Origin of the sequence: Microbacterium sp. AR7-10, from assembly GCF_001878835.1 — a bacterium.
Lineage (GTDB): Bacteria > Actinomycetota > Actinomycetes > Actinomycetales > Microbacteriaceae > Microbacterium > Microbacterium commune.
Genome location: NZ_MJIR01000036.1, coordinates 29161 through 53086 on the forward strand (window position 1 = coordinate 29161; position 23926 = coordinate 53086).

Here is a 23926-nt window from a genome sequence, read left to right on the forward strand (position 1 = left end):
ACATGACCGACCAGACCGCCGGCACGACACCCGCGCACAGCGCACCCGATGTCGATGACCAGCTCGATCAGCTCGCGAACTCGGACGGCGCGCAGCCCACGACCACGCACGCCGAGCGAGGGGCAGGGGAGCCGCACCTGCGCATCACGAGCCCGGAGGGTGATCGAAGCCGTCTCGAGCTCGTCGACGAGCGCACCACGATCGGCTCGGGCGCGGAATGCTCGCTCGTGATCGCCGGCGCAGACCCCGTGCACGCGACGATCGTGCACGATGAGCGCGACGAGTACGTCCTGACACTGCACGGCGAGGGCCTGATGAATGCGAACCCGGCCGAGGGCATCGCCGGGGACCGCAGCGAGATCTTGCGCACCGGCGCGCGATTCACCGTCGCCGACTGGATCCTCGTCTTCGGCCGCGAAGAGTTCGCCGACCACGGTCGTCCGTTCGGCGGTCGCGAGGGCGGTGAGCTCGATGACCAGCCGCCGCAGCCGGCGCGCCCCGACTATGCGGACGGCGACGCCGACGGGCAGCACGGTGACCTGGAGGTCAAGGACGGCTGAAGCCCCCGGAGGGTGAGAAGGGCGAGGGGACGGCGGTCCTCTCGCCCTTCGCATGTCCGCGACCGGATGGAGTGGTAGCGTCGGGCCGGAAGGAGGGGTGATGATCGACGCGATCGGGACGCTGCTGAGAACGCTGCTCGTGGCGCTCGGCGCCGTGCCCCTCCCCCCTGGGCTGACCGCCGGAGGCATGCTCGGCATCGCCGCGATTCTCGTCGCAGCGACCGTGCTCGCGATCGCGCTCGCTCTGCTGACCCCGCGGTTCGGCGTCCGTTCGGCGCCGTATCCGCGACGCGCCATCGGTGCGTCTGTGCTGCTCGCGCAGAGCGATCCGGACGCCGACGGTCATCCTCGTCCGCGAGCGCCGGGGGCAGCGCCCGCCGCCTGATCCGTCCTCGCACTCGCTGAGGGGCGGGTCTCGTGGCCTCCGGCCCACCCCCCTCCTGCGAACGGACGCTCATGGACATCTTCGTCATCCCGCCACTGACCCTTCTTCTCGACGCCGCGTACTCCGCTCTCCTCTCCCTCTCCGGGGTTCTCGACCCCGTCGCAAGCTCGGCGTCTGCCGCGCTGGCGGTGATGCTCGTGACCATCGGGGTGCGCGCCGCGCTCATCCCCGTCGGCATCTCCCAGGCCAGAGCCGAGCAGCTGCGCGCTCGACTCGCTCCGCGTCTGCGGGCTCTGCAGCAGCGGCACGGCAAAGACCGCGAGCGATTGCAGCGCGAGACCATGGCCCTGTACCGCGACGAGCAGACGTCACCCCTGGCCGGCTGCCTGCCGCTGATCGTGCAGGCCGCCGTCGTGGGCGTTCTGTACACGCTGTTCCTGCGCCCGGAGATCGCCGGGCACCCGAACGCGCTGCTGGCGCACGACCTGCTCGGAGCTCCCCTGGGCGACTCGCTGATCGCGGCGGTCGGCTCCGGCCTCAACGGGCAGACAGCCGCCGTCTGGGCGGTCGTGCTCGTGGTGATCGTGGTCGTCGCAGACGTCACGCGCCGCGTGTTCCGTCCGCAGGTGCCGGCGGACGGGCCGCTGGCGGCCCCGGGCATGCTCGGCGTGATGAACACGATGCACTACCTCACTGCGGTCTTCGCGGTGTTCGTGCCGCTCGCCGCAGCCCTCTACCTCGTGGTGACCGTCACCTGGACGCTCGGACAGCGCTGGGCGCTGCGACGGCGCTACCCGCTGCCGGATGCGTGACGGGCGGGCCGCATCGGGACAGGCGGATTAGGCTCGTAGCCATGCCCGTCGTCTCCGCCGCCCACACGCATGCCGCCGACCTCGCCGACTTCGTCGCCGCCTCGCCGTCGAGCTACCACGCCGCCGCGGAGGTCGCGCGTCGTCTCGAGGAGGCCGGATTCACCCGGCTCGACGAGACCGCGGAGTGGCCCGCACAGGCCGGCGGGCGGTTCGTCGTCGTGCGCGACGGCGCGGCGATCGCGTGGGCCGTTCCCGCCGATGCCGCGGCCACGACCCCGGTGCACGTTCTCGGCGCGCACACCGACTCCCCCGGCTTCAAGCTGAAGCCCAAGCCGACCACCGGGTCGCGCGGCTGGCTGCAGGCGGCCGTCGAGGTCTACGGCGGCCCGCTGCTGAACTCCTGGCTCGATCGCGAGCTGCGCCTCGCCGGGCGCCTCGCACTGGCCGACGGGCGGGTCGTGCTCGCGGCGACCGGACCGCTGCTGCGCCTGCCGCAGCTGGCGATCCATCTCGACCGCGGCGTGAACGACGGCCTGGCGCTCGACAAGCAGACCGGCACGCAGCCAGTGTGGGGACTCGGTGATGCCGAGTCCGCCGACATCCTCGCCGAGCTCGCGGCCTCAGCGGGAGTCGACGCCCTCGACATCCGCGGCTTCGATGCCGTGGTGGCGGATGCCGCTCGCGGCGCCGTCTTCGGCAAGGACGACGCGTTCTTCGCATCCGGTCGCCTCGACGACCTCGCGTCGGTGCACGCCGCGGTGGTCGCGCTGATCGACGCCGCAGGCCCGTCGACGGACGCCGCGCCCCAGGGCGACGCGGTGATCCCGGTGCTCGCCGCCTTCGACCACGAGGAGCTCGGCTCCGAGTCGCGCTCGGGTGCGGCAGGGCCCTTCCTCGAAGACGTGCTCGCGCGCGTGTACGCCTCGCTCGGCGCCGGCGTCACCGAGCAGCGCCGCGCGTTCGCCGCGTCGTGGCACCTGTCGAGCGACGTCGGCCACTCCGTGCACCCGAACTACGCGCACCGGCACGATCCGGTCGTGCAGCCGGTGCTCGGCTCGGGCCCCATTCTCAAGATCAACGCGAACCAGCGGTACGCCACCGATGCCGTCGGCGCGGCGGCGTGGGCCCGGTGGTGCGAGAGCGCCGGCGTCGGCTCGCAGGAGTTCGTTTCGAACAACGCCGTCCCGTGCGGGTCGACGATCGGCCCGATCACGGCGACGCGTCTGGGCATCCGGACGGTCGATGTCGGCATCCCGATCCTGTCGATGCACTCCGCACGCGAACTGGCGGGCGTGAGCGATCTGTACGACCTGTCGCGCGTCGCCCGCGCGTTCTTCGCCGGCTGAGCCCGACGCGCGACGGCGCGACGAGCGTGGGGCCGAGGCCAGACGGACGCTCAGACCAGCTCTCGCACCAGCGTCTCGATGCGCGAGCGGATCTCGTCGCGGATCGGTCGGACGGCGTCGATGCCCTGCCCGGCGGGATCGTCGAGCTTCCAGTCCTCGTAGCGCTTGCCGGGGAAGAACGGGCAGGCGTCGCCGCAGCCCATCGTGATCACGACGTCGGATGCCTGCACGGCCTCGGTCGTGAGCACCTTGGGCTGCTCGGCGGTGATGTCGATGCCGACCTCGCCCATCGCCTCGACGGCGATCGGGTTGATCTGCTCGGCTGGCATCGATCCGGCAGAGCGGACCTCGATGCGCTCGCCGGCGATGTCGCGCAGGAAGCCCGCGGCCATCTGGGATCTGCCGGCGTTGTGCACGCACACGAAGAGGACGGACGGCTTGGACGCGGGACTGGTCATGGGTGCTCCTCAGCGGCGGGTGATGGGAGAGGCTGGTCAGCCTGCGGTGACGGGACGAGAGCCGAGCGGGAGGAGCGCCGGAGCGCAGCATCCGCCCTGCGGCGAGTCGAAGGCGCTCGCACCCCCGCAGACACCGGTGTCGGGCAGCACGAGCTCGGTGCGCTCGGCACCTTCGTGATCGCCGGCGAGATGGGCGACGACGCTGCGCACCTGCTCGAAGCCGGTCAGCGCGAGGAAGGTGGGCGCCCGGCCGTAGGACTTCGCACCGACGATGAAGAAGCCGTCCTCCGGATGCCGCAGCTGGCGCGCACCGGTCGCCGACACGGATCCGCAGGAGTGGATGTTCGGGTCGATCTCGGCGGCGATACCGGCGACCGCGTCGAGGGAGGGGTCGACGTCGATGCGCAGCTCGCGCAGGATGCCGAGGTCGGGGCGGAACCCGGTGAGCGCGACGACACGGTCGACCCCGGCGATCTCCCGACCCGCCTCTGAGACGATCACCAGTCCGGCGCCCTCTCGTCGGAACTCCGCGACCCGGAATCCCGTGACGACCTCGACGACGCCGGCCTCGATCACCTTGCGGGCGCGCGATCCGAGCACCGCGCGCTCCGCGAGCTCGTCCCGCTCGCCGCCGCCGAACAGATTCGTCGTGCTCCCGCGGCGCAGCAGCCACGTGATGCGCATGCTCGGGTCTCGGCGGGCGAGCTCGCTGAGCCGCAGCACCGCGTGCGTCGCCGAATGACCGGCCCCGACGACGGCCACATGACGGCCGGCGCACGACGAGACATCGTCCGGGATGCGGTACGAGATCCGTCCGGATGCCGCTGCTTCGCCGACCGCCGGGAATCCGTCGGCCCCCGCGGGGTTGGGCTGGTTCCAGGTGCCGCTCGCGTCGATCACCGCTCGCGCGAGGATGCGCCCGTCACGCCCGTGCCGGTCCTGCGTGTGCACGACGAACGGCTGGCTCCTGCGGCCGCCGTCGACCACCTTGTCGCGCCCGCGACGAGCGATCCCGGTGACGGTCGTGCCGTAGCGCACGCGCTCGCCCAGGGCATCCGCGAGGGGTGCGAGGTAGTCGCGCACCCATTCCGCCCCCGTCGGGTACCCGCGATCGGGCGCCGCCCACCCCGATGCCTCGAGCAGGCGCCGAGCGGCGGCATCCATCAGCTCCGGCCACGCCGAGAAGAGCCTGACGTGTCCCCACTCCGCGACGGCGGCACCCGCGGAGCTGCCCCGTTCGACGACCACCGACGCGATCCCACGCTCGGTGAGGTGAGCGGCCGCAGCCAGCCCCTGCGGGCCCGCGCCGACGACCACGACGGGAAGTCCGGACATCTCATCTCCTCAGATCGAAGAACGTCAATATGAAACGGTGCCGCACCTATCGAAGATTGTCAATACGTGTCAGGATATCGGCATGAGCCTGCCCGCGACCATCGACGAATCCGCCTGCTGCGTGCCGCGCGTCACGTCTCCGCTGACCGCACAGCAGACGGAGCAGGTCGCCCGGGTCTTCAAGGCCCTCGGCGACCCGACCCGCGTCGCCCTCCTCTCGCTCATCGCGCGCAGCGAGGGGGGCGAGGCGTGCATCTGCGATCTCACCGATCCGGTCGGCCTCTCCCAGGCCACGGTCTCCCACCACATGAGGCTGCTCGCCGAGGCCGGGCTCGTCACCAGGGAGCAGCGCGGCAGATGGGCGTACTTCGCCGTGAACGGCAACGCACTCGCCGCGGCCGCCGACGCGTTGCGCCCCTCCTGACCTCGATCTGCCGCGCCGCGGTCCGCGGTGCCAGGATGAGGGCATGACCGACATCACGCCGCCCGCGCTCATCGAGCGAGCGGGCATCGAGATCATCCCCGAATCCCAGCGCACGGCGAGGCCCCGCGACCTGTTCTGGCCGTGGTTCGCCGCCAACGTCTCGGTGTTCGGCATGTCGTACGGCTCGTTCGTGCTCGGCTTCGGCATCTCGTTCTACCAGGCGACGGTCGTCTCGATCATCGGGATCGTCGTGTCGTTCCTGCTCTGCGGCCTGATCGCCATCGCGGGCAAACGCGGATCGACGCCCACCATGGTGCTCTCGCGGGCCGCGTTCGGCGTGCACGGGCAGAAGGTGCCCGGCATCGTGTCGTGGCTCACCTCGATCGGTTGGGAGACGTTCCTCGCGATCATGGCCGTGCTGGCCACCGCCACCGTGATCACCCGCCTCGGCGGCGACGGCGACAGCGTCACCCTGAAGATCATCGCCACGGTCATCGTCGCCGCCCTCATCGTGACCGCATCCGTGCTCGGGTATCACACGATCATGAAGCTGCAGTCGGTGCTCACCTGGGTCACCGGCGTCGTCACCGTCCTTTACGTGATCCTCGCCGCGCCCACCATCGACCTCGCCGCCGTGCTCGCCCAGCCGAGCGGCAGCGCGGCACAGGTCATCGGCGCGCTCGTTATGGTCATGACCGGGTTCGGGCTGGGCTGGATCAACATCGCCGCCGACTGGTCGCGGTATCAGAAGCGCACGGCATCCGACGGCGCGATCGTCTTCTGGAACACGCTCGGCGGGGCGATCGCCCCCGTCATCCTCGTGGTGTTCGGCCTGCTGCTCGCCGGCTCCGACGAGAAGCTCATGGCGGCCGTCGGCGCCGATCCGATCGGAGCCCTCGCCACGATCCTCCCGACCTGGGTTCTCCTGCCGTTCCTGCTGACGGCCGTACTCGCCCTCGTCTCGGGAGCCGTGCTCGGCATCTACTCCTCGGGCCTCACGCTGCTCAGCCTCGGCATCCGGATCCCGCGTCCGGCGGCGGCGGGCATCGACGGCCTCATCCTCACCGTCGTGACGATCCTCGTCGTCTTCGGCGACCAGGGCTTCCTCGGCCCGTTCCAGTCGTTCCTGATCACGCTCGGCGTTCCGCTGGCATCGTGGGCGGGCATCCTCATCGCCGACATCCTGCGCCGTCGGCGCGACTACGACGAGGCCGCGCTGTTCGATCCGAACGGACGCTACGGCGCCTGGGACTGGACCTCGATCGGCACCATGATCGTCGCGTCGGTCATCGGCTGGGGTCTGGTCGTGAACCTGTTCGCCGACGACGCGGCCTGGAACAACTGGCAGGGCTACCTGCTGCCGCTCATCGGCGGCAAGGACGGCGAGTGGGCGTACGCGAACCTCGGCGTCTTCGTCGCCCTGGTGCTCTCGTTCGTCGTCACGTGGTTCGCGCGCGCCGGACGCATCCGCCGTCAGGAGCAGGCGTGACGGAGGGCTGGCTGGTCGTCGTCGACCCGCAGAACATCTTCGCCTCGCCGCAGTCCGAGTGGGGGTCGCCCTTCTTCGCCGAGGCGATGGCGAACATCGGGCGACTGGCCGAGCGCTTCGGCGAGCGGGTGGTGGTGACCAGGTGGATGCCCACGGCCGACCGCTCCACGTCGTGGGGGGCGTACTTCACCGCGTGGCCGTTCGCCGATCAGCCGGCGGGCGACGCCCTGTTCGATCTCGTGCCCGAAGCGGTGAGCCTGTCGGCGCGACCGACTCTCGATCTGCCGACGTTCGGCAAGTGGGGCGTCGAGCTCGAGACGATCGTCGGTCGCGGCGCGCACGTCGTGCTGGCCGGGGTCTCGACCGACTGCTGCGTGCTGTCGACCGCGCTGGCCGGAGCGGATGCCGGGGCGCACCTCACCGTCGCCACCGACGCGTGCGCGGGCTCGACAGCCGAGAATCACGCCGCCGCGGTGCACGTGCTGGGCCTGTATCCACCGCAGATCACCCTCGCGACGACGGCCGAGATCCTCGCGCTCGCCGAGGGCTGAGCGCGCTCACGCCGTCCAGCTGTGCACCGGCTCGCCGGAGTGCATGCGCTCGAGGTAGTCGTCGAGCATCCCGCGCAGCGCGTCGGGACGCGACGCTCCCGCGGCCTCGCTGGCGGCGACGTTCGTGCGCTGCCAGGTGGCGCCGTTGCGGCCGGTGACGCAGCGCTGCTCGATGATGCCCAGATAGCGGTCGCGCGTCTCGGCCGAGACGCCGTAGGCGTCGAGCCCCTCCGCGGCGAGCGGCAGCAGTCGGCGCAGCACCAGCTCACGCGGTCCGACCCAGCCCAGTTCGGGCCAGTACAGCTGCGACTCGATGCCCTGGCGCGCGGCGGAATGCAGGTTCTCCCGCGCGGCGTCGAAGGTCATCTGGCTCCACAGCGGACGCTCGCTGTGCGCGAGCGAGTGCAGCAGGCCGTAGTAGAACGCGGTGTCGGCCAGGGCATCCGCCATCGAGGGCGAGGCGGGCAGCACCCGGTTCTCGAGGCGCAGGTGGCAGCCGCCGTCCTGCGTGTCGTAGATGGGTCGGTTCCAGCGGTAGACGGTGCCGTTGTGCATCCGCAGCTCGCTGAGGTCGGGGGCGGTGCCCGATCGCAGCGTCTCGAGCGGGTCCTGGTCGGAGCTCTCCGGCAGCAGCGCAGGGAAGTAGCGCGAGTTCTCCTCGAAGAGGTCGAAGATCGATGTGATCCAGCGCTCGCCGAACCACACACGCGGTCGCACGCCCTGGTTCTTCAGCTCCTGCGAGCGCGTGTCGGTGGCCTGCTCGAACATCGGGATGCGCGTCTCGTGCCACAGCGCACGGCCCGCGAAGAACGGCGAATTGGCCGCCAGCGCCACCTGCACCCCGGCGATCGCCTGCGCCGCGTTCCAGTGCGCGGCGAACTCCTCTGGCTTGACCTGCAGGTGCAGCTGCATCGAGGTGCAGGCGGCCTCGGGCACGATCGTGTCGCAGATGATGTCGAGGTCTTCCGGGTCTGCGTCGTCGGTGAGGGGAACCCCGTCGAGTCGCAGCTCGATGTCCTCGCCGCGCGCGGCGAGGATCTGCTGTCCGAGCATCTTGTAGCGCGGTTCCCGCGACAGCCAGCGCTCGGTGAAGTGCGTCTCGTCGAGAGTGGGCAGCATGCCGATCATCGCGAGGTCGCTGCCGGCGCTGTGGGCCCGCTCGTCCGCGGCGGCGAACGCCGAGCCCAGCACCTTCTCGAGCTCGGTCAGGCTGTCGCCGCCGAGCGGCCGGGGAGCCACGTTGATCTCGACGTTGAACCGCCCGAGCTCGGTCTGAAACGCCGGATTGGCGATGGCATCCAGCACCTGCTCGTTGGTCATGGCGGGGTTGCGCTCGCCGTCGACGAGGTTCAACTCGATCTCCAGACCGAGCTGCGGCTGCGAGGCCTCTTCGAACCAGCCGTCGCCGAGCATGTGCTCGAGCGCCTCCAGCCCGCGCTGCACCTGCTCGCGGAACCGCGCCCGATCCTGCCGAGTGAATCGCTGTGAGCTGATGCTGTCTCCCATGCTCGGAAGAATATCCGCTGCGGCCCGATCGCCCTGATCGGGCGGTGCCCCCTTGTCGCGGGTGCCCGATCGGTGCTAGCGAGCGGCATTTCACCGTTGTGACGACCGCAACAGAACTGATATGTTTCCGGGATGGCCACCGGCGACAACGAACGCGCGCTCGAAGACGGCATCGTCACCGACCTCGAGGATCGGATGACGTACGGCTCGTATCTCGACCTCGATCGGCTGCTCGGCGCTCAGCATCCGGTCTCGCGCCCCGAGCACCACGACGAGATGCTGTTCATCATCCAGCACCAGACCACCGAGCTGTGGCTCAAGCTCGTGCAGCACGAGCTGGGCACCGCGCGCGACCGTCTCGCCGCCGATGATCTGCGCTCGGCGCTGAAGCACATCGCCCGGGTCAAGCACATCCAGGAGGTGCTGACCCAGCAGTGGTCGGTGCTGGCCACCCTCACCCCCACCGAGTACGCGCAGTTCCGCGGCGCCCTCGGCAATTCCTCGGGATTCCAGTCGGTGCAGTACCGCGCTGTCGAGTTCGCCCTCGGCAACAAGAACGAGCGGATGCTCGGCGTGTTCCGGGGTCACCCCGAGAACCTGGCGATGCTCACGGCCGAGTGGGAGCGCCCCACCCTGTACGACGAGTTCCTGCGGTACGCGTCGCGGCGCGGTCTGCCGATCCCGACCGAGGTGCTCGAGCGCGACGTCCGTCAGCCGTACCGCGAGCACCCCGAGCTCGTGCCGGCGATCCGCGAGATCTACGAGAACCCGCACGAGCACTGGGACCTGTACGAGGCGTGCGAAGAGCTCGTCGATGTCGAGGACAACTTCCAGTTCTGGCGCTTCCGGCACCTGCGCACCGTCACCCGCACGATCGGGATGAAGGTCGGCACCGGCGGGTCGAGCGGCGTGAGCTTTCTGCAGCGGGCTCTCGATCTCACGTTCTTCCCCGAGCTGTACAGCGTGCGCACCGAGATCGGCCGCTGAATGCGGGCGGTCACGTTCTTCGACGGCGAGGGGATGCACGACGGCACCCTCGACGTGCGCGATGGCCGCCTCCGCCTCCTGCCGCGGGCCGCGCCGACCGACACCCCGCACCTGGATGGCGTGATCACCGGCCTGTTCACCGACCATCACGTGCATCTGCAGCTCGTCGACCCCGACCTGCTTCCCGCGTCGCGGCTGGGCCGCGTGATCGACCTGGGCGCCGACCCGGACTGGATCGCCCAGGTGTCGCGGCACCGTGTGACCGTGCACTACGCCGGGCCGTTCCTGACCGCGCCTGGCGGGTACCCGTCGGATCGCGCGTGGGCTCCGACCGGTTCGGTGCGGGAGATCGCGGATGCCGAGCACGCCGCGCGCACGGTCGACGAGCTCGCGGCGGCCGAGGTGTCGCTGATCAAGGTCGTGGCCCACAGCGACGCGGGCCCGGCGATCGACGACGACGCGTTCCGCGCCGTGGTGCGCCAGGCGGCCGTGCACCGCCTGCCCGTCGTGGCTCACGCCGAGGGTGCCGGTCAGGCGCAGCGTGCGGTGCGGCTCGGCGCCACCCGACTGGCACACGCCCCGTTCAGCGAGCGCCTGACCGATACGGAGATCGCCGCGCAGGCGGCATCCGCATCCTGGATCTCGACCCTGGCGATCCACGACGACGACGCGCGCGCCGTCGCGATCGACAACGTGCGCCGCTTCGTCGCGGCCGGCGGCGAGGTGCTCTACGGCACCGACATGGGCAACGGCGCCACGCCGGTCGACCTGCGCGAGGCGGAGATCGACGCGCTGCGCGCCGCCGGGCTCGACGGGCTCGATCTGCTGACCGCCCTCTCGCCGGCCGACCCGCTCGCGGGCGGCGCCCTGCTGCTTCTCCCGGATGGCGACCCGAACCGGGCTCGCCGCCTCACCGCCGCCGACATCGACACCGACACCGACACCGACAGCACGGAGCCGTGACATGACCGACCTCATCGACGACCTGCTCGCCGAGGCACGCAAGCTCGACCAGGCCGACCCGCTCGCCCATCACATCGCCGAGTTCGCCGACGCCCCTGGCGTCACCGCGTACCTCGACGGGAATTCCCTGGGCCGTCCGCTGCGCGATCTGCCCGAGAAGGCCGCCGCCTTCATCCGCGACGACTGGGGCACGCGCCTCATCCGCTCGTGGGACGAGCAGTGGATGGCGCTGCCGATGCGGCTCGGCGATCGCATCGGCGCGATCGCCCTCGGGGCCGCGGCCGGACAGACGGTGGTCGCCGACTCCACCAGCGTGCTGCTCTACAAGCTCATGCGCGCCGGTGTCGCCGCGCGTCCCGGGCGGGACGAGATCGTGATCGAGGCCGGCAACTTCCCCACCGACCGATTCATCGCCGCCGGCGTCGCGAACGAGACGGGCACCACCCTGCGCTGGGTCGAGCCCGATCCGATCCTCGGTGTCACCGCAGACCAGGTGGCGTCGGTCGTCTCCGAGCGCACCGCGCTCGTCGTGCTCAGCCACGTCGACTACCGCTCCGGCTCTCTGGCGGCGATGCCCGAGATCACCGCCGCGGTGCGGGATGCCGGCGCGCTGATGCTCTGGGATCTGTGCCACTCGGCCGGCGTCGTGCCGATGTCGCTCGACGAGTGGGGAGTCGACATGGCCGTCGGCTGCACGTACAAGTACCTGAACGGCGGGCCGGGCTCGCCGGCGTTCGGCTATCTGCGCGCCGAGCACCACGGTTCGATCGTGCAGCCGATCCACGGCTGGTGGGGCGCCGCCGACATCTTCGCGATGGGTCCCGAATACGCCCCGGTCTCCGGCATCCGGCAGCTGCTCAGCGGCACTCCCCCGGTGCTGTCGATGCTCGCGATGCAGGGCATGCTCGATCTGATCGAGCTCGAGGGGATCACGGCACTGCGGGTGAAGTCGATCACGCTCACCGAGTTCGCGATCCGCGCGTACGACGCGCTGCTCGCCCCGCTCGGGGTGCGGCTGCTGTCGCCGCGCGAGGCGTCGCGTCGCGGCGGACACGTGACGATCGGGCACGACTCGTTCCAGGAGGTCACGACGCGGCTGTGGGCCGACGGGGTCATCCCCGACTTCCGCTTCCCCGACGGCATCCGGCTCGGCCTGTCGCCGCTGAGCACCTCGCACGAGGAGACGCTGCGCGGCGTGATCGCCGTGCGCGACGCTCTGCAGTCATGACCGCGCACGCGAGCACGGACATCGTGCTCGACGACATCGAGGCGCGTCCCGGCAGCACGACCTCGCTGCTGCGCACGGTGATCGGACTGTACCTGCGACCCCTCGGCGGGCAGATCACCTCTGCCGCGCTCGTGCGCCTGGCCGGCGATCTCGGCATCCCGGCCGCTCGCGCGCGCACCGCGATCACCCGGCTCAAGCAGCGCGGCCTGCTGCTCGCCACCGCGGATGCCGGGTACGCCCTCAACCCGGCGGCGCTGCCCATGCTCGAACGCGGTGACCGACGCATCTTCGCGGTGCGCACGATGGCTGCGGACGACGAGTGGCTGCTCGTCTCGGCGACCATCCCCGAGACCCGACGCGACCTGAGGCATCAGCTGAGGCGGCGGCTGCAATTCCTGGGTGCCGGGGCCGTCACGGCCGGACTGTGGATCCTTCCCGGCCACCTGGCCGATGAGGCCGAGCAGCTGCTGGCAGAGCTCGATGCCCGCGTCTACGCCACCCTGTTCCGCACGAGCGACCCGATGCCCGCCGATCCGCTCGCCTGCGCCGCCGCCCGATGGTGGGACCTCGACGCGCTGCGGGCGGAGCACGAGCGGTTCCTGGCATCCCTCGCCGATCTCGAGCACGCCGAGCCGTTCGCCGCGTACGTCCGCCTGATCGACAGCTGGCGTGTGCTGCCGTACATCGACCCCGGTCTGCCCCGCACACTGCTGCCCGACGACTGGCCCGGCGAGCGCAGCGTGCGCGAGTTCGAGCGCCTGTCGCTCGCGCTCGCCCCGGCGGCGCTCGCCCACGCGCGGGATGCCGTGCCGCGAGCTGACAGGATCGAGACATGAAGAACTCCGTCAGAGCCGTCATCATCACCGGCGGCCTGGTCATGGTGCTGCTGATCGGCGTGCTGGTGTGGGCCGTGGCGCAGCGCGCCGAGTCCGAGAACGACCCGAAGCCGCAGGTGCTGCGGGAGGAGTCGCACGTGCTCGACGACGGTGGAGCCGATGCCGTGACCGTGGTGGAGTTCCTCGACTTCGAGTGCGAGGCGTGCGGCGCGTTCCACCCTGTGGTCGAGGATCTGCGGCAGAGGTACGACGGGCAGATCACCTACGCCGTGCGGTACTTCCCGCTGCCGGGGCACGTGAACTCGATGGACGCGGCACTCGCCGCCGAGGCCGCAGCCCAGCAGGGCGAGTTCGAGGCGATGTACCTGCGGCTGTTCCAGACGCAGGCCGAGTGGGCCGGTGCCACCGAACCGACCCCGGCGGTGTTCCGTGCGCTGGCCGAGGAGATCGGCCTCGACATGGCGGCATACGACGAGGCCGTCGCCGATCCCGCCACCGCCGAGCGCGTGCGGCGCGACAGATCTGAGGGCACCTTCCTCGGTGTCGAGGGCACACCGACGTTCTTCGTCGACGGGCGGATGGTCGCGATCAGCGCGCCCGATGATCTCGAGAGGGCGATCGTCGAGGCGCAGTCGCGCTGACCGCCGAGCGAGCACCGGGGGTGTGTTTCGCCGCGTGTCGGCGGTGATCGACGCATCACCGAGGCCGGACGTATTCTCGGTGCACCCGATCGTGAGGAGACCCACCGTGAACACGCCGCCGACCCGCCTTTCGCCCCTCGAGGTGCGTGAGCGTGCGGCGTGCATGTGCGACCACGGCGACGTGTGCTCCTCGTACGCGCCCGGTCACGCCCTGCACCTGATCCAGGCGCGGATGGCGGCGGCGACGCCCCTGGGCTGGACGGATGCCGTGGTGGAGACCGCCGACGCGGCATCCGGCGTCCTGGGTCTGCGCACCCTCGCCGGCGATGCGGTCTCGATCTGGAGCGCGGCCGGAGCCTCACTCGAGGCACCGGCGGGCACACCGGTCGCGCTGCATGCCGCGTACGACGTGCTGGCCGTCGGCCGCGTGCTCTACAACGTCGCGCGCTGACGCGAATCGCTTTCGAATCGCTCGAATGGCGGCGTACGGCGGCCGAGGGCGACCAGATGAGCGATTCGAACGTGGCTTGCCTGCTTCGTCAGGAGGCCATCTTCGTCATGGCGTCGCGCATCTCCATGCAGGCGTCCATGCACGCCTTGCAGGCCTGAGAGCACATCCGGCAGACGTCGCTGTGCTCAGCGTGCGCCTGGCAGTCGTCCATGCACATCCGGCACATCGCGATGCAGGCATCGAGCATCGACATCATGACCGGTGCGGTCATGCCCTGCATCCGCAGCATCGTGCGCATCATCGTGCCGCACATGTCGGCGCAGTTCATGCACGCGACGCTGCAGTCCATCATCTGCGTCGAGCAGACCGTGCACGCCTGCTCGCACGCCGCGCACGCGTCGATGCACGCCTGCATGACGGCCATGTCCATCATCTCCATGCCGGAGGTCTTCATCTCGGACGCCATCGCGTCCATCATCATCGAATCCATGGTTCGCACCGCTCTCGTCATCGGCGTCACGCCGGGGGCCGCAGGCGGGGCAGGTCGTCCCGCCTGCGGCCAGGGTACGCCTGCTCGCCCCACGCGTCGATGGCGGGAGTAGGGTCACCGTGTGCCCTCGTCCACCCCGGTGCCCGGATTCGACACCGTGCAGCGACTCGTCATCGCGGTCGCGGTGCTGGCCTCGTTCGTCACCTTCCTCGACGGCACGGTGGTCACCGTCGCACTGCCGGCGATCAGCAGCGAGCTGGGCGGCGGCATCGCCACCCAGCAGTGGGTGGTCGACGCGTACCTGATCACGCTGAGCGCGCTGATCCTGCTGGCGGGGTCGCTGTCGGATGCCTACGGCCGCGTGCGCGTGATGCGGATCGGTCTCATCGCCTTCGGCGTCGCCTCGGTCGCGGTCGCCGCGGCTCCTGACCCGCTGGTGCTGATCATCGCCCGCGCGGCGCAGGGAGCCGCGGGCGCGCTGCTCGTGCCGAGTTCTCTCGCGCTGATCACGGCGACCATGCGCGGCGAGCTGCAGTCCCGGGCGATCGGGGTGTGGACGGCATTCACCACCGCCGCGCAGCTGGCCGGCCCGCTGATGGGCGGTCTGTTCGTCGACCTGCTCTCGTGGCGTCTCGTCTTCGTCATCAACGTGCTGCCGATCGCCGTGACGCTGGTGCTGCTCGGCCGGCTGGATCTGCCTGAGCACGAGCGCGACGTGGACGTGGATTGGACGAGCGGCATCCTCTGCGCGCTGGGCCTGGGAGCAGTCGTCTTCGCGCTGATCGAGCAGGAGCGACTGGGCTGGTCGAGCCCGGCGATCTGGATGCCAGGTCTCGCCGGCGCAGCGCTGCTCGCGGTCTTCCTGTGGCGCCAGGCCCGGTCGGCGCATCCACTGCTGCCGCTGTCGATGTTCGCGGTGCGCAACTTCGGGTGGGGCAACGTCTCCACCCTGTTCGTCTACGCGGCGCTCTCGCTGAACGGGTTCGTCATCGGCGTCTACCTGCAGCAGGGGCCGGGGCTCAGTGCGACGGCGGCGGGGCTCGCGAGCCTGCCCGTGACGGTGCTGATGATCCTGCTCTCGTCGCGCGCCGGGGCGTGGGCGGGCCGGTTCGGACCCCGCCTGTTCATGACGGTCGGCCCGATCCTGATGGCGATCGGCGCCCTGCTGCTGCTCACCGTCGGCCGCGACTTCGACTACTGGTGGCAGGTGCTGCCGTCGATGCTCGCGCTCGGTCTGGGCCTGGCGCTGACGGTCGCCCCGCTGACCTCGGCGATCCTCGGCGCCATCGACGAGCGTCGCAGCGGCATCGCCTCGGCCGTGAACAATGCCGTCTCGCGCGTCGCCGGGCTGCTCGTGGTCGCGCTGCTGTCGACCATCGTCGGCGGGTCGCTCGACCTCGACGGCTTCCACAGCGCCGCGGTCGTCACCGCCGCCCTGTTCGCGGCAGGCGGCGTGGTGTCGTGGATCGGCATCCGGCGCAGTCCCGCCGAGCCTGCGGACCCGACTCCCGCTGCCGAGACGACTCGCTGAGCGATCCGGGGGTGCGCACCGCGGGCGAGCGCAACCCCTCGCGCCGGATGCCCGCGGCATGATGTGCTGATCCCATGACACGCAGGCGGCGCGCACCACGGCACCGAGGTCGCGTGTCGGCCGCGTTCCTGGCATCCGGTCTCTGCTATACCGCCAACTGCGCGCTGGGCGCGGCGGTCGCGACCCGGATCATCGACACCAGGCGGTTCCGCTGGGTGCATCACGCCCTGTACATCGCGACGGTCTCGACGACGATCCTCGCGCTGATCGTCGGCGTGCGCAGCGACCGGAGGGCCGCGCTCGCCCTCGCTCCTGCGCTGGCCCCCCTCGCCGTCATCCCCTATGCGGGAACGCACACCCGCAGGCATCCCGTCATCGCCCTCACCGCCGCGCCGTTCATCGCCGCCGGCGTCTTCACCTCCCGCCGATAGGAGCAGCATGGAATTCCTCGACGTCGTCCGTCGCCGCAAGACCACGAACGGGCCGTTCCTGCCCGATCCGGTGAGCGAAGAGCACCAGCGGCTGCTGATCGAAGCTGCCAGTCGCGCGCCCTCGCAGCTGAACAGCCAGCCGTGGCGCTTCGTCGTGATCGAGCAGCGCGAGACCATCGAGCGGATCGCCCAGATCTCGGGCGAGAGCATGACCGAGGTGATGTCGAACGGCACGTTCTTCGAGCGGTACAAGCCGTACTTCCGCTTCAGCCAGGCCGAGATGGAGCAGAAGCGCAGCGGGATGCTGTTCGACAAGCTGCCTGCGGTGCTGCGCCCGTTCACGAGTCAGGTGTTCACCTCGCGCGGGCAGAAGCTGATGAACTCCCTCGGCGTGCCGAAGACGCTCGGCGCCGAGAATGCGAAGCTCGTCGCCGGCTCCCCGCTGCTGCTCGCCGTGATGCTCGACCGCAGCGAGTACCGCCCCGGCGAGCTGTCGTCGTTCTACTCGGTGTTCAGCATGGGCGCCGCGATGGAGAACATCTGGCTGACGACGGTGGAGCTCGGCATGGGCATCCAGTTCATCTCGTTCCCGATGGAGGCGCCGGGCCGCTGGGACGAGATCATCGAGCTGCTGCATGTGCCGGGCGATCTCGAGCTGATGGCCGTGTACCGTCTCGGCTACCTGCCCGCCGAGCAGCGCCGCCCGGCCATCGACTGGTCGAGCTCCCAGCGCAAGCTGCCGTCGCAGTTCGTGTTCCGCGAGACGTGCGAGACGCCGGAGCAGCGCTGGGACGGGTAGCGGTGGCGGCTCGCGAGTCGGATGGGCCCGCGGATGCCCTGATCGCGCCACCCGAACCGCCCGACGTGCACGTCATGACGTTCAACATCCGCCGCGCCGCAGACGGCATGCTGCACCGCCGGGCCGACCGCTGGTCGTGGCGCGCACCTGCCGTGCAGCAGCTGCTGGCCTCGGAGCGCCCCACGCTCATCGGTCTGCAGGAGGCCCTGCCGCGCGTCATGCCCCTGATGCGCGAGGCACTCGGGCCCGATCACCGTGCCATCGGCGCCGGACGGGCCGCCGGGGGACGCGGCGAGGGCACCCCGATCCTGTACGACAGCACGCGTCTCGTGCTGCACGACGGGGGTCAGCGCGCTCTGTCCGACCGGCCGGAGCGGGCGGGCTCGATCGGATGGGGCAACCTCATCCCCCGCATCCTGGTCTGGGCCGAGTTCATCGAGCGCGGCACCGGCACGCGATTCCTCGCGATCAACACCCACCTCGACCACCTCTCCGCGTCGTCGCGGCGACGTTCCGCCCTCAGCATCCGCCGGCTCGTCATCGAGCGCGCCCTGCCCGCGGTCGTCATGGGCGACCTCAACGCCGGCGCCGACTCCCCTGCGCTGCGCGAGCTGCAGGCCGGCCGTGCGCTGCTCGACAGCTGGGATGCCGCGGAGCGGAGGGCCGGTCCGCGATGGGGCACGTACCCTGGATACCGACGCCCTCGTGCCGGCGGGCGCCAGCTCGACTGGATCATGACGACGCCGGACGTACGGGTGCGCACGGTCGGCGCCAACGCCCGCACTCCCGGCGGGCGCCGGCCGTCGGATCACCTGCCCGTGCAGGCCGTGCTGCGATTCGGAGAGGATGCCAGATGAAAGAGGACTTCCTTCGCCCGCCGGCCACGGCCGCGGAGTGGACGGCAGATGCCCTGCGCGTCATCGGCATCCTGGGTGTGATCGCGGCCGCCATCTGGCTGAAGCCGACGGATGCCGGGATCACGGCCCTGGCTCTGCCCGCGCTGATGCTGCCGCGCATGCTGGGCATGCGCGCCCGGTTCGACACCGCATCCGGAGTCACCGTCCTCGCCGCAGCGTGGAGCAACGTGTTCGATCTCTATGCGGCGATCTCCCAGTGGGATCTCGTGGTGCACTTCGCGTGCACCGCGGTGCTGACGATCCTCGCGGCGGAGATCCTGACGCGAGCCGGCGTCGTCGGCATCACCGCATCGGCGCGCCCGAGGGCGCGGACCCCGCTGGTTCTCGCGCCGCTGATCGCCCTGGCTCTGAGCGCGGTCTGGGAGATGATCGAGTGGTTCGGGTCGGTGTACATCAGCGACCAGATCCACGTCGGCTATCAGGACACGATCGGCGACATGGTGCTCGGCGGCGTCGGTGGACTCGTGGCCGGCGGCATGCTGGCGCTGATCGATGTGCGTCGCTCACCCGGTCCGACGCAGCCTGCTGCGGAGCCGCAGCTGTCGGGGCGGCGCGGATGATACCCCTAGAGGTGCCGGCCGTCACGGCCCTGCCCCGATCACCCTCGGTCGGCTGATACTCGGGGCATGACTCACCACGACGGAAACCCTGACGACCTGCACGACGACGCCGCGGCGGACTCCCCCGACGCTGCGGGCGGAAACCCGCCGACCGCTGCCGAGGCGCAGCCCGACGGACAGTTCGACAGTCAGAACATGCCGACCACGGATGGCGAGCCGGCGTCCGGCGACGATTCCGCCGCGAGCGCCGGTGCGGAATCGCCCGAGGAGGGCGAGGCTGCCATGCGCGCGGCCGAAGAGGCGACGACGAACGACTGACCGTCCGCGCGATAGGGTCGCTCGCATGAGCGGAGCGGGCGACCTCGAGAAGATCGCCGCCGAGCTGTACGCCGGGTCGCCTGACGCGTTCATCGCCGCGCGGAATGCGCGCGCCGGTGCCGTCGACGACCCGGTGCTCTCGGCTGCGGTCCGAGCGCTGCGCAAGCCCAACGTCGCCGCCTGGGTGGTGAACCTCTTCGCCGGGGAGCGCACCGCCCGGCTGGAGCAGGCGCTGCAGCTCGCCGCCGAGCTGCGCGACGCCCAGGAGGATCTGGATGCCGCGACGCTCTCGCACCTCGGGCGGCAGCGACGAGCGCTGACCGACCAGCTCGCGGCGGAGGCCGCGACGCTCGCCACCGCGCGGGGTGCGCGGGTGAGCGACGCCACGCGGGAGGCGGTGCGGCGCACGATCTCTGCGGCGTTCTTCGATCCCGATGCGGCCGCGGCCGTGGCATCCGGACGCCTGGTGCGCGACCTCGAGCCGACCGGCTCGGTCGACCTCGAGGCGATCGTCGCGGGCGGGCGGCCGAGACCGCCGGCCTCGCAGGGCCGGCCGAACGACGAGGTGGGCGCCAGACGTCGGCAGCGCGCCGCCGAACGCACTCTGCGCGAAGCGGAGAAAGCACACGAGCGGGCTCTGCGAGCAGAGCGGCGTGCGGAGGACGAGGCGAGGGATGCCGTGCAGCGTGCCGGACGCCTCACGGAGCGCATCGCGGAGCTCGAGCAGGAGCTCTCCCGCGTCCGGGAGGATGCCGCCCACGCCAGGGAGGACGCCGACGCCGCCGACCGTCGCCGGCGCCGGGCCGCCGATGAGCTCTCGACCGCGGAGAAGACGCTCGCGGATGCTCGGCGTGCGCGAGACGCGCTCCGAGGTGACGCGAGCACGTGACGCTATCACCAGACCATGCGCAGGCGCCGAGCGCAACCCGCTCTGCCGATCCGGCGGAGCGGGTTAGCGTCGGAGAAACCGACAGGGGCGGCTGAGAGGCGTCGGCCCGATCAGGGAGGAATGAGCGATGGCCCGGAATGTGAGGGTGCTGCACTGCGCACCGGAAGACGTGTTCGAGGTGCTGAGCGACGGCTGGCTGTACCCGACGTGGGTGGTGGGTGCGTCGCGCATGCGGGCCGTGGATCCGACCTGGCCGATGCGCGGATCGCGGCTGCACCACTCGTTCGGCGTGTGGCCGATGCTCATCAACGACGAGACCATCGTCGAAGAGCACGACCCGCCGCGCAGCATGGTCATGCGAGCGCGAGGATGGCCGATGGGCGAGGCGCGGGTGACGATCGAGGTGCGACCGCGGGGAGACGACTGCTTCGTGCGCATTCAGGAAGAGCCCATCGCAGGCCCCGGCCGGTTCGTGCCCCGCCCGATCATGAACGCGCTGGTGCGCTGGCGGAATGCCGAGACTCTGCACCGCCTGGCCTATCTCTCCGAAGGCAGGGCGGCCGTTCGATCCCGGCGCGACTCGCCGTCGCCGTCGCCCTCGCCTTCGGCTTCGCCGGGACGGGCTTCGGATGCAGAGGCACAGCGATCGTGATCGACCGGCGTCGCCCCGGCGCGGATGACCTCGACGTCGTCGTCGTCGGCGCCGGGCCGAACGGACTCGCCGCCGCCGTGACGCTCGCCAGGGCCGGCCTGCGCGTGCGCGTCTACGAGCGCGACAGCCGGGCAGGGGGCGGGGCCGCCACGCGTGAGCTCACGCTGCCCGGCTTCCAGCACGACGTCTGCTCCGCCGTGCATCCGCTGGCGTTCGAGTCGCGCTTCTTCCGCGACTTCGGGTTGCGCGACCGCGTCGAGTTCGTCACCCCGGATGTGTCGTTCGCCCAGCCGCTGGACGGCGGCCGCGCGGGCATCGCCTACCGGGACCTCGACCGTGCCGCCGACGCGCTCGGTGCGGACGGCCGGGCGTACGCACGACTTCTGCGGCCGCTGGTCGAGCGGGCGACCCGAGTGGCCGACTTCACCGGCTCGTCCCTGCTTCGCATCCCGCCCGACCCGCTCACCGCCGTGCTGTTCGGGCTGCGCTCGCTCGAGCAGGGCACCCCGGCGTGGAATGCGCGCTTCCGCGACGACGTCGCCCCCGCCATGCTCACCGGCGTCGCCGCGCATACGATCCTCGCGCAGCCCAGCATCGCGGCCGCCGGGGCTGGCCTCGCCCTCACCACGTACGCCCACGCGCAGGGCTGGCCGATACCGATCGGCGGCAGCCAGGCGATCGCGGATGCCATGGTGGACGACCTGCGCCGGCACGGCGGCGAACTGGTGCTCGATCACGAGGTCGAGTCGCTGAGCGACTTGCCGGATGCGTGGGCGACGCTTCTCGACGTCACTCCCAGGGCGCTCCTGCGCCTAACGGCCGATGTCGTGCCGCCCGGCTACCGGCGGGCGCTGCAGCGCTTCCGATACGGCGATGGCGTCGCGAAGGTCGACTTCGCTCTGAGCGAGCCGGTGCCGTGGACGAATCCCGAGCTGCACCGCGCCGGCACCCTGCATGTCGGCGGCACGCGGGCGGAGATGGCGGATGCCGAGAATCAGGTGCACCGTGGTCGGCTGCCCGAGCATCCCTACGTGCTGGTGTCGCAGCCGACGCTGTTCGATCCCGGTCGCGCTCCGGCGGGGCAGCACACGCTGTGGGCCTACACGCACGTGCCGGCGGGCAGCACGGCGGACCGCCAGGACGCGGTGATCCGCCAGATCGAGCGCTTCGCCCCCGGCTTCCGCGACACCATCGTGGCGATCAGCTCGCGCAGCGCCCACGAGGTGCAGCAGCACAACCCGAACTACCCGGGCGGCGACATCGCGGCGGGCGCTCCGAACCTCTGGCAGCTGTTCCGACGGCCGGTGCTCAGTCCAGATCCCTGGCGCACTCCGATCCCCGGCGTCTACCTCGCCTCCGCCTCTGCAGCGCCCGGGCCGGGTGTGACCGGCATGCCGGGGTGGCTGGCGGCGCTGAGCGCGCTGCGCCACGAGTTCGGGATCCGGGAGCTCCCCGATCTGTCCATCTGACTTACACCGTAAGCCAGATGAGTGCAAGGGGCCTGCCGTGGTGGCCGCACGGGCTTAGACATGGGTCACCGATCCTCGGATCGGTCCGCGAAAAGGAGCACTCATGTCGGACAATTTCGAGACGACCAGCCCGAGCGGTTCGGGAACGCCCGGGTACGGGGCTGGCGCACATTCGTACGATTCGACCTCGCAGCCTTCGGGCTCGCAGGGCAAGGTCGATGCCGCCAAGCACGAGGCATCCGACCTCAAGGACAGCGCCACCGGCCATGCGAAGGATGTGCTGGGTGCCGCCAAGGACGAAGCCTCAGGCGTCGTCGGCGAAGCCAAGATGCAGGCGAAGGACCTGTACGCGCAGACGCAGCGCGAGCTGCGCGACCAGGCGAACACGCAGCAGCAGCGGCTGGCGACGGGCCTTCGCTCGGTCGGTGACGAGCTGGGATCCATGGCGTCCAACTCAGACGGCAGCGGGATCGCCGCCGACCTGGTTCAGCAGGCATCCGGGCGGGTGTCGGCAGCGGCGAACTGGCTCGGCGACCGGGATCCGGGCGCTGTGCTGACCGAGGTCAAGCGTTACGCGCGCCGCAAGCCCGGAACCTTCATCCTCGCCGCGGCGATCGGCGGGGTCATCATCGGACGGCTGACGCGTGCACTGGCATCCGACGCGGCCGACCAGAAGCACGCCACCGGCCAGGGGCACGCGTCNNCGGTCACGCAGGCGCCGGCGGTGCCGCCGGCCCCGCCGGTGCCCCCGGTCGCCCAGGTGCACCCGGATCACTCGGTGCCCACCCCCGTGAGCGACAGCTCGACCGCTGCTGCGGAGACGCCGCTGTACAGCCAGACCCGCTCGACCAGGGCGGATGCCAGCGGGGAGGACGGCTATGACCGACCACACACCGTCTGAGCAGAGAGCCGCCTCGGCCTCTCTCGGCGAGCTTCTCGGGGAGGTGTCGCGCGACATCTCGACCTTGATGCGCCAGGAGGTCGCGCTCGCGAAGGCAGAGCTGAAGGAGTCGGCGGCGAAGTCCGCCAAGGGAGCAGGCCTGATGGGCGCCGCCGGATACGGCGCGCTGATGGCCGTGTTCTTCCTGTCGATGGCGCTCTGGTGGGCGCTGGGCACCCTCATCGGCGGCGGGTGGTCGGGCGTCATCGTCGCCATCATCTGGGCGCTGATCGCCCTGGTCCTCTTCCTGGTCGGACGTGGCCAGCTGCAGGAGGTCGAAGGAGCACCGCAGACCGTGGAGACCCTCAAGGAGATCCCGGACACGCTGAAGAGAAATGAGGAGAACCGATGAGCAATTCAGCCGATGAGATCCGCTCGGACATCGAGCGGACACGTCAGGACCTCGGTATGGACGTCGACGCGCTGGCAGACAAGGTCACGCCGTCGAAGATCGTCGACCGCCAGATGGGCAAGGTGCGGGGTGCGTTCGGGTCGGTGCGCGACCGGGTGATGGGCGCCGCCGACGATGCGAGCTCGTCGGTGTCCGACGCCGGGGCCCACGCGGGCGACGTCGCCGGCGACGTGAAAGACCGCGTCGTGGCGAAAGCGGAGGGCAACCCGCTCGCGGTCGGGCTGATCGCCTTCGGCGCGGGGCTCGTGCTCGCGTCGCTGATCCCCGCCTCGTCGAAGGAGAAGGAGCTCGCCTCGACGGTGAGGGATCAGGCGCAGCCCCTGATCGATGAGGCCTCCGACGTCGCCAAGGAGGTCGGCGAGCACCTGAAGGAGCCGCTGGCCGCGTCGGTCGACTCGGTCAAGGCGTCCGCACAGGACTCCGTCGCCGCCGTCAAGGACGAGGCGCAGTACGCCGCGAACGAGGTGAAGCACGACGCTCAGGATGCCCGCGACAACGTCACGAACAGCTGACGCGTTCTCGCACGAGCGGGTGGGTTCCGAACGC

General features: G+C 70.9%; 28 protein-coding genes and 1 pseudogene. 26 read left to right on the top strand and 3 right to left on the bottom strand.

Features of this window, described 5'->3' with window-relative positions; translation table 11 throughout:
- Positions 1-2 precede the first annotated feature (2 nt).
- The 4 genes from BFN01_RS03440 to BFN01_RS03455 all read left to right on the top strand — a co-directional run bounded on the left by BFN01_RS03440 (position 3) and on the right by BFN01_RS03455 (position 3103).
- Positions 3-560 (top strand): FHA domain-containing protein, encoded by a 558-nt coding sequence (locus BFN01_RS03440; RefSeq protein WP_071641609.1) that lies wholly within the window; start codon positions 3-5, stop codon positions 558-560.
- A gap of 100 nt (positions 561-660) precedes the next feature.
- Complete coding sequence (locus BFN01_RS03445; RefSeq protein WP_071641610.1) at positions 661-945, top strand: DUF6412 domain-containing protein; 285 nt, start codon at positions 661-663, stop codon at positions 943-945.
- Between the two features lie 71 nt (positions 946-1016).
- Positions 1017-1757 (top strand): membrane protein insertase YidC, encoded by a 741-nt coding sequence (locus BFN01_RS03450; protein ID WP_071641611.1) that lies wholly within the window; start codon positions 1017-1019, stop codon positions 1755-1757.
- 41 nt (positions 1758-1798) lie between these two features.
- Positions 1799-3103, top strand: a complete 1305-nt coding sequence (locus BFN01_RS03455) for a M18 family aminopeptidase (protein WP_071641612.1) — start codon at positions 1799-1801, stop codon at positions 3101-3103.
- 50 nt (positions 3104-3153) lie between these two features.
- Here BFN01_RS03455 and BFN01_RS03460 read toward each other — a convergent pair whose 3' ends face one another.
- Together BFN01_RS03460 and BFN01_RS03465 are read right to left on the bottom strand one after the other, a co-directional pair.
- A complete protein-coding gene (locus tag BFN01_RS03460) occupies positions 3154-3561 on the bottom strand; it encodes an arsenate reductase ArsC (RefSeq protein WP_071641617.1) in 408 nt (135 codons plus the stop codon).
- Between the two features lie 36 nt (positions 3562-3597).
- Entirely contained in the window at positions 3598-4896 is a 1299-nt protein-coding gene (locus BFN01_RS03465) for an NAD(P)-binding domain-containing protein (protein WP_071641619.1), read from the bottom strand.
- An 82-nt stretch (positions 4897-4978) separates the two neighbouring features.
- Here BFN01_RS03465 and BFN01_RS03470 point away from each other — a divergent pair, with 82 nt between their 5' ends.
- From BFN01_RS03470 to BFN01_RS03480, 3 genes are read left to right on the top strand one after another with little or no spacing between them, the layout of a single operon-like run.
- Entirely contained in the window at positions 4979-5320 is a 342-nt protein-coding gene (locus BFN01_RS03470) for a helix-turn-helix transcriptional regulator (RefSeq protein ID WP_071641620.1), read from the top strand.
- Between the two features lie 43 nt (positions 5321-5363).
- Positions 5364-6809: a cytosine permease gene (locus tag BFN01_RS03475; protein ID WP_071641622.1), complete on the top strand. Its 1446-nt coding sequence runs from the start codon at positions 5364-5366 to the stop codon at positions 6807-6809.
- The gene (locus tag BFN01_RS03480; RefSeq protein ID WP_071641626.1) at positions 6806-7360 is read left to right on the top strand and encodes a cysteine hydrolase family protein; all 555 of its coding nucleotides are present in this window, start codon (positions 6806-6808) and stop codon (positions 7358-7360) included. Before BFN01_RS03475 ends, BFN01_RS03480 begins: the two co-directional genes overlap by 4 nt.
- Positions 7361-7366: 6 nt before the next feature.
- On the opposite strand, the gene BFN01_RS03485 is transcribed toward BFN01_RS03480, so the two are convergent.
- Positions 7367-8866: a glutamate-cysteine ligase family protein gene (locus BFN01_RS03485; RefSeq protein ID WP_071641628.1), complete on the bottom strand. Its 1500-nt coding sequence runs from the start codon at positions 8864-8866 to the stop codon at positions 7367-7369.
- A gap of 132 nt (positions 8867-8998) precedes the next feature.
- On the opposite strand from BFN01_RS03485, the gene kynA reads away from it, so the two are divergent.
- The 19 genes and pseudogenes from kynA (at position 8999) to BFN01_RS03580 (ending at position 23892) form a co-directional block, all read left to right on the top strand.
- Complete coding sequence (gene kynA, locus BFN01_RS03490) at positions 8999-9853, top strand: tryptophan 2,3-dioxygenase (protein ID WP_071641630.1); 855 nt, start codon at positions 8999-9001, stop codon at positions 9851-9853.
- Positions 9854-10816: a hypothetical protein gene (locus tag BFN01_RS03495; RefSeq protein ID WP_071641632.1), complete on the top strand. Its 963-nt coding sequence runs from the start codon at positions 9854-9856 to the stop codon at positions 10814-10816.
- A gap of 1 nt (position 10817) precedes the next feature.
- Positions 10818-12044: a kynureninase gene (locus BFN01_RS03500; protein ID WP_071641634.1), complete on the top strand. Its 1227-nt coding sequence runs from the start codon at positions 10818-10820 to the stop codon at positions 12042-12044.
- A complete protein-coding gene (locus tag BFN01_RS03505) occupies positions 12041-12880 on the top strand; it encodes a PaaX family transcriptional regulator C-terminal domain-containing protein (RefSeq protein WP_071641637.1) in 840 nt (279 codons plus the stop codon). Before BFN01_RS03500 ends, BFN01_RS03505 begins: the two co-directional genes overlap by 4 nt.
- Positions 12877-13521 (top strand): thioredoxin domain-containing protein, encoded by a 645-nt coding sequence (locus BFN01_RS03510; RefSeq protein ID WP_071641639.1) that lies wholly within the window; start codon positions 12877-12879, stop codon positions 13519-13521. Before BFN01_RS03505 ends, BFN01_RS03510 begins: the two co-directional genes overlap by 4 nt.
- 106 nt (positions 13522-13627) lie before the next feature.
- Positions 13628-13972, top strand: coding sequence for a hypothetical protein (locus BFN01_RS03515; RefSeq protein WP_083428621.1), 345 nt, complete (start codon positions 13628-13630; stop codon positions 13970-13972).
- A 209-nt stretch (positions 13973-14181) separates the two neighbouring features.
- On the top strand, positions 14182-14574 hold the full coding sequence (locus BFN01_RS15375; protein WP_177243792.1) for a hypothetical protein: 393 nt from the start codon (positions 14182-14184) through the stop codon (positions 14572-14574).
- A 9-nt stretch (positions 14575-14583) separates the two neighbouring features.
- A complete protein-coding gene (locus BFN01_RS03525) occupies positions 14584-15993 on the top strand; it encodes an MFS transporter (RefSeq protein WP_256221015.1) in 1410 nt (469 codons plus the stop codon).
- 113 nt (positions 15994-16106) lie between these two features.
- Positions 16107-16424: a hypothetical protein gene (locus BFN01_RS03530; RefSeq protein ID WP_256221016.1), complete on the top strand. Its 318-nt coding sequence runs from the start codon at positions 16107-16109 to the stop codon at positions 16422-16424.
- Between the two features lie 7 nt (positions 16425-16431).
- A complete protein-coding gene (locus BFN01_RS03535; protein ID WP_071641645.1) occupies positions 16432-17223 on the top strand; it encodes a nitroreductase family protein in 792 nt (263 codons plus the stop codon).
- A 2-nt stretch (positions 17224-17225) separates the two neighbouring features.
- Complete coding sequence (locus tag BFN01_RS03540; protein ID WP_071641646.1) at positions 17226-18080, top strand: endonuclease/exonuclease/phosphatase family protein; 855 nt, start codon at positions 17226-17228, stop codon at positions 18078-18080.
- Complete coding sequence (locus tag BFN01_RS03545; protein ID WP_071641648.1) at positions 18077-18700, top strand: DUF2238 domain-containing protein; 624 nt, start codon at positions 18077-18079, stop codon at positions 18698-18700. The genes BFN01_RS03540 and BFN01_RS03545 overlap by 4 nt, the downstream gene beginning before the upstream one ends.
- 66 nt (positions 18701-18766) lie before the next feature.
- Entirely contained in the window at positions 18767-19018 is a 252-nt protein-coding gene (locus BFN01_RS03550; RefSeq protein WP_071641650.1) for a hypothetical protein, read from the top strand.
- 25 nt (positions 19019-19043) lie between these two features.
- Positions 19044-19907, top strand: coding sequence for a hypothetical protein (locus BFN01_RS03555; protein ID WP_071641652.1), 864 nt, complete (start codon positions 19044-19046; stop codon positions 19905-19907).
- Between the two features lie 127 nt (positions 19908-20034).
- The gene (locus tag BFN01_RS15105) at positions 20035-20559 is read left to right on the top strand and encodes an SRPBCC family protein (protein WP_071641654.1); all 525 of its coding nucleotides are present in this window, start codon (positions 20035-20037) and stop codon (positions 20557-20559) included.
- Positions 20556-22028, top strand: a complete 1473-nt coding sequence (locus tag BFN01_RS03565; RefSeq protein ID WP_256221017.1) for an NAD(P)/FAD-dependent oxidoreductase — start codon at positions 20556-20558, stop codon at positions 22026-22028. Before BFN01_RS15105 ends, BFN01_RS03565 begins: the two co-directional genes overlap by 4 nt.
- A 103-nt stretch (positions 22029-22131) precedes the next feature.
- Positions 22132-22730, top strand: a pseudogene (locus BFN01_RS03570) (hypothetical protein); the annotation flags it as partial.
- A 176-nt stretch (positions 22731-22906) separates the two neighbouring features.
- Positions 22907-23320 (top strand): phage holin family protein, encoded by a 414-nt coding sequence (locus BFN01_RS03575; protein WP_071641658.1) that lies wholly within the window; start codon positions 22907-22909, stop codon positions 23318-23320.
- Complete coding sequence (locus BFN01_RS03580) at positions 23317-23892, top strand: DUF3618 domain-containing protein (RefSeq protein ID WP_071641660.1); 576 nt, start codon at positions 23317-23319, stop codon at positions 23890-23892. Before BFN01_RS03575 ends, BFN01_RS03580 begins: the two co-directional genes overlap by 4 nt.
- Positions 23893-23926: the final 34 nt, after the last annotated feature.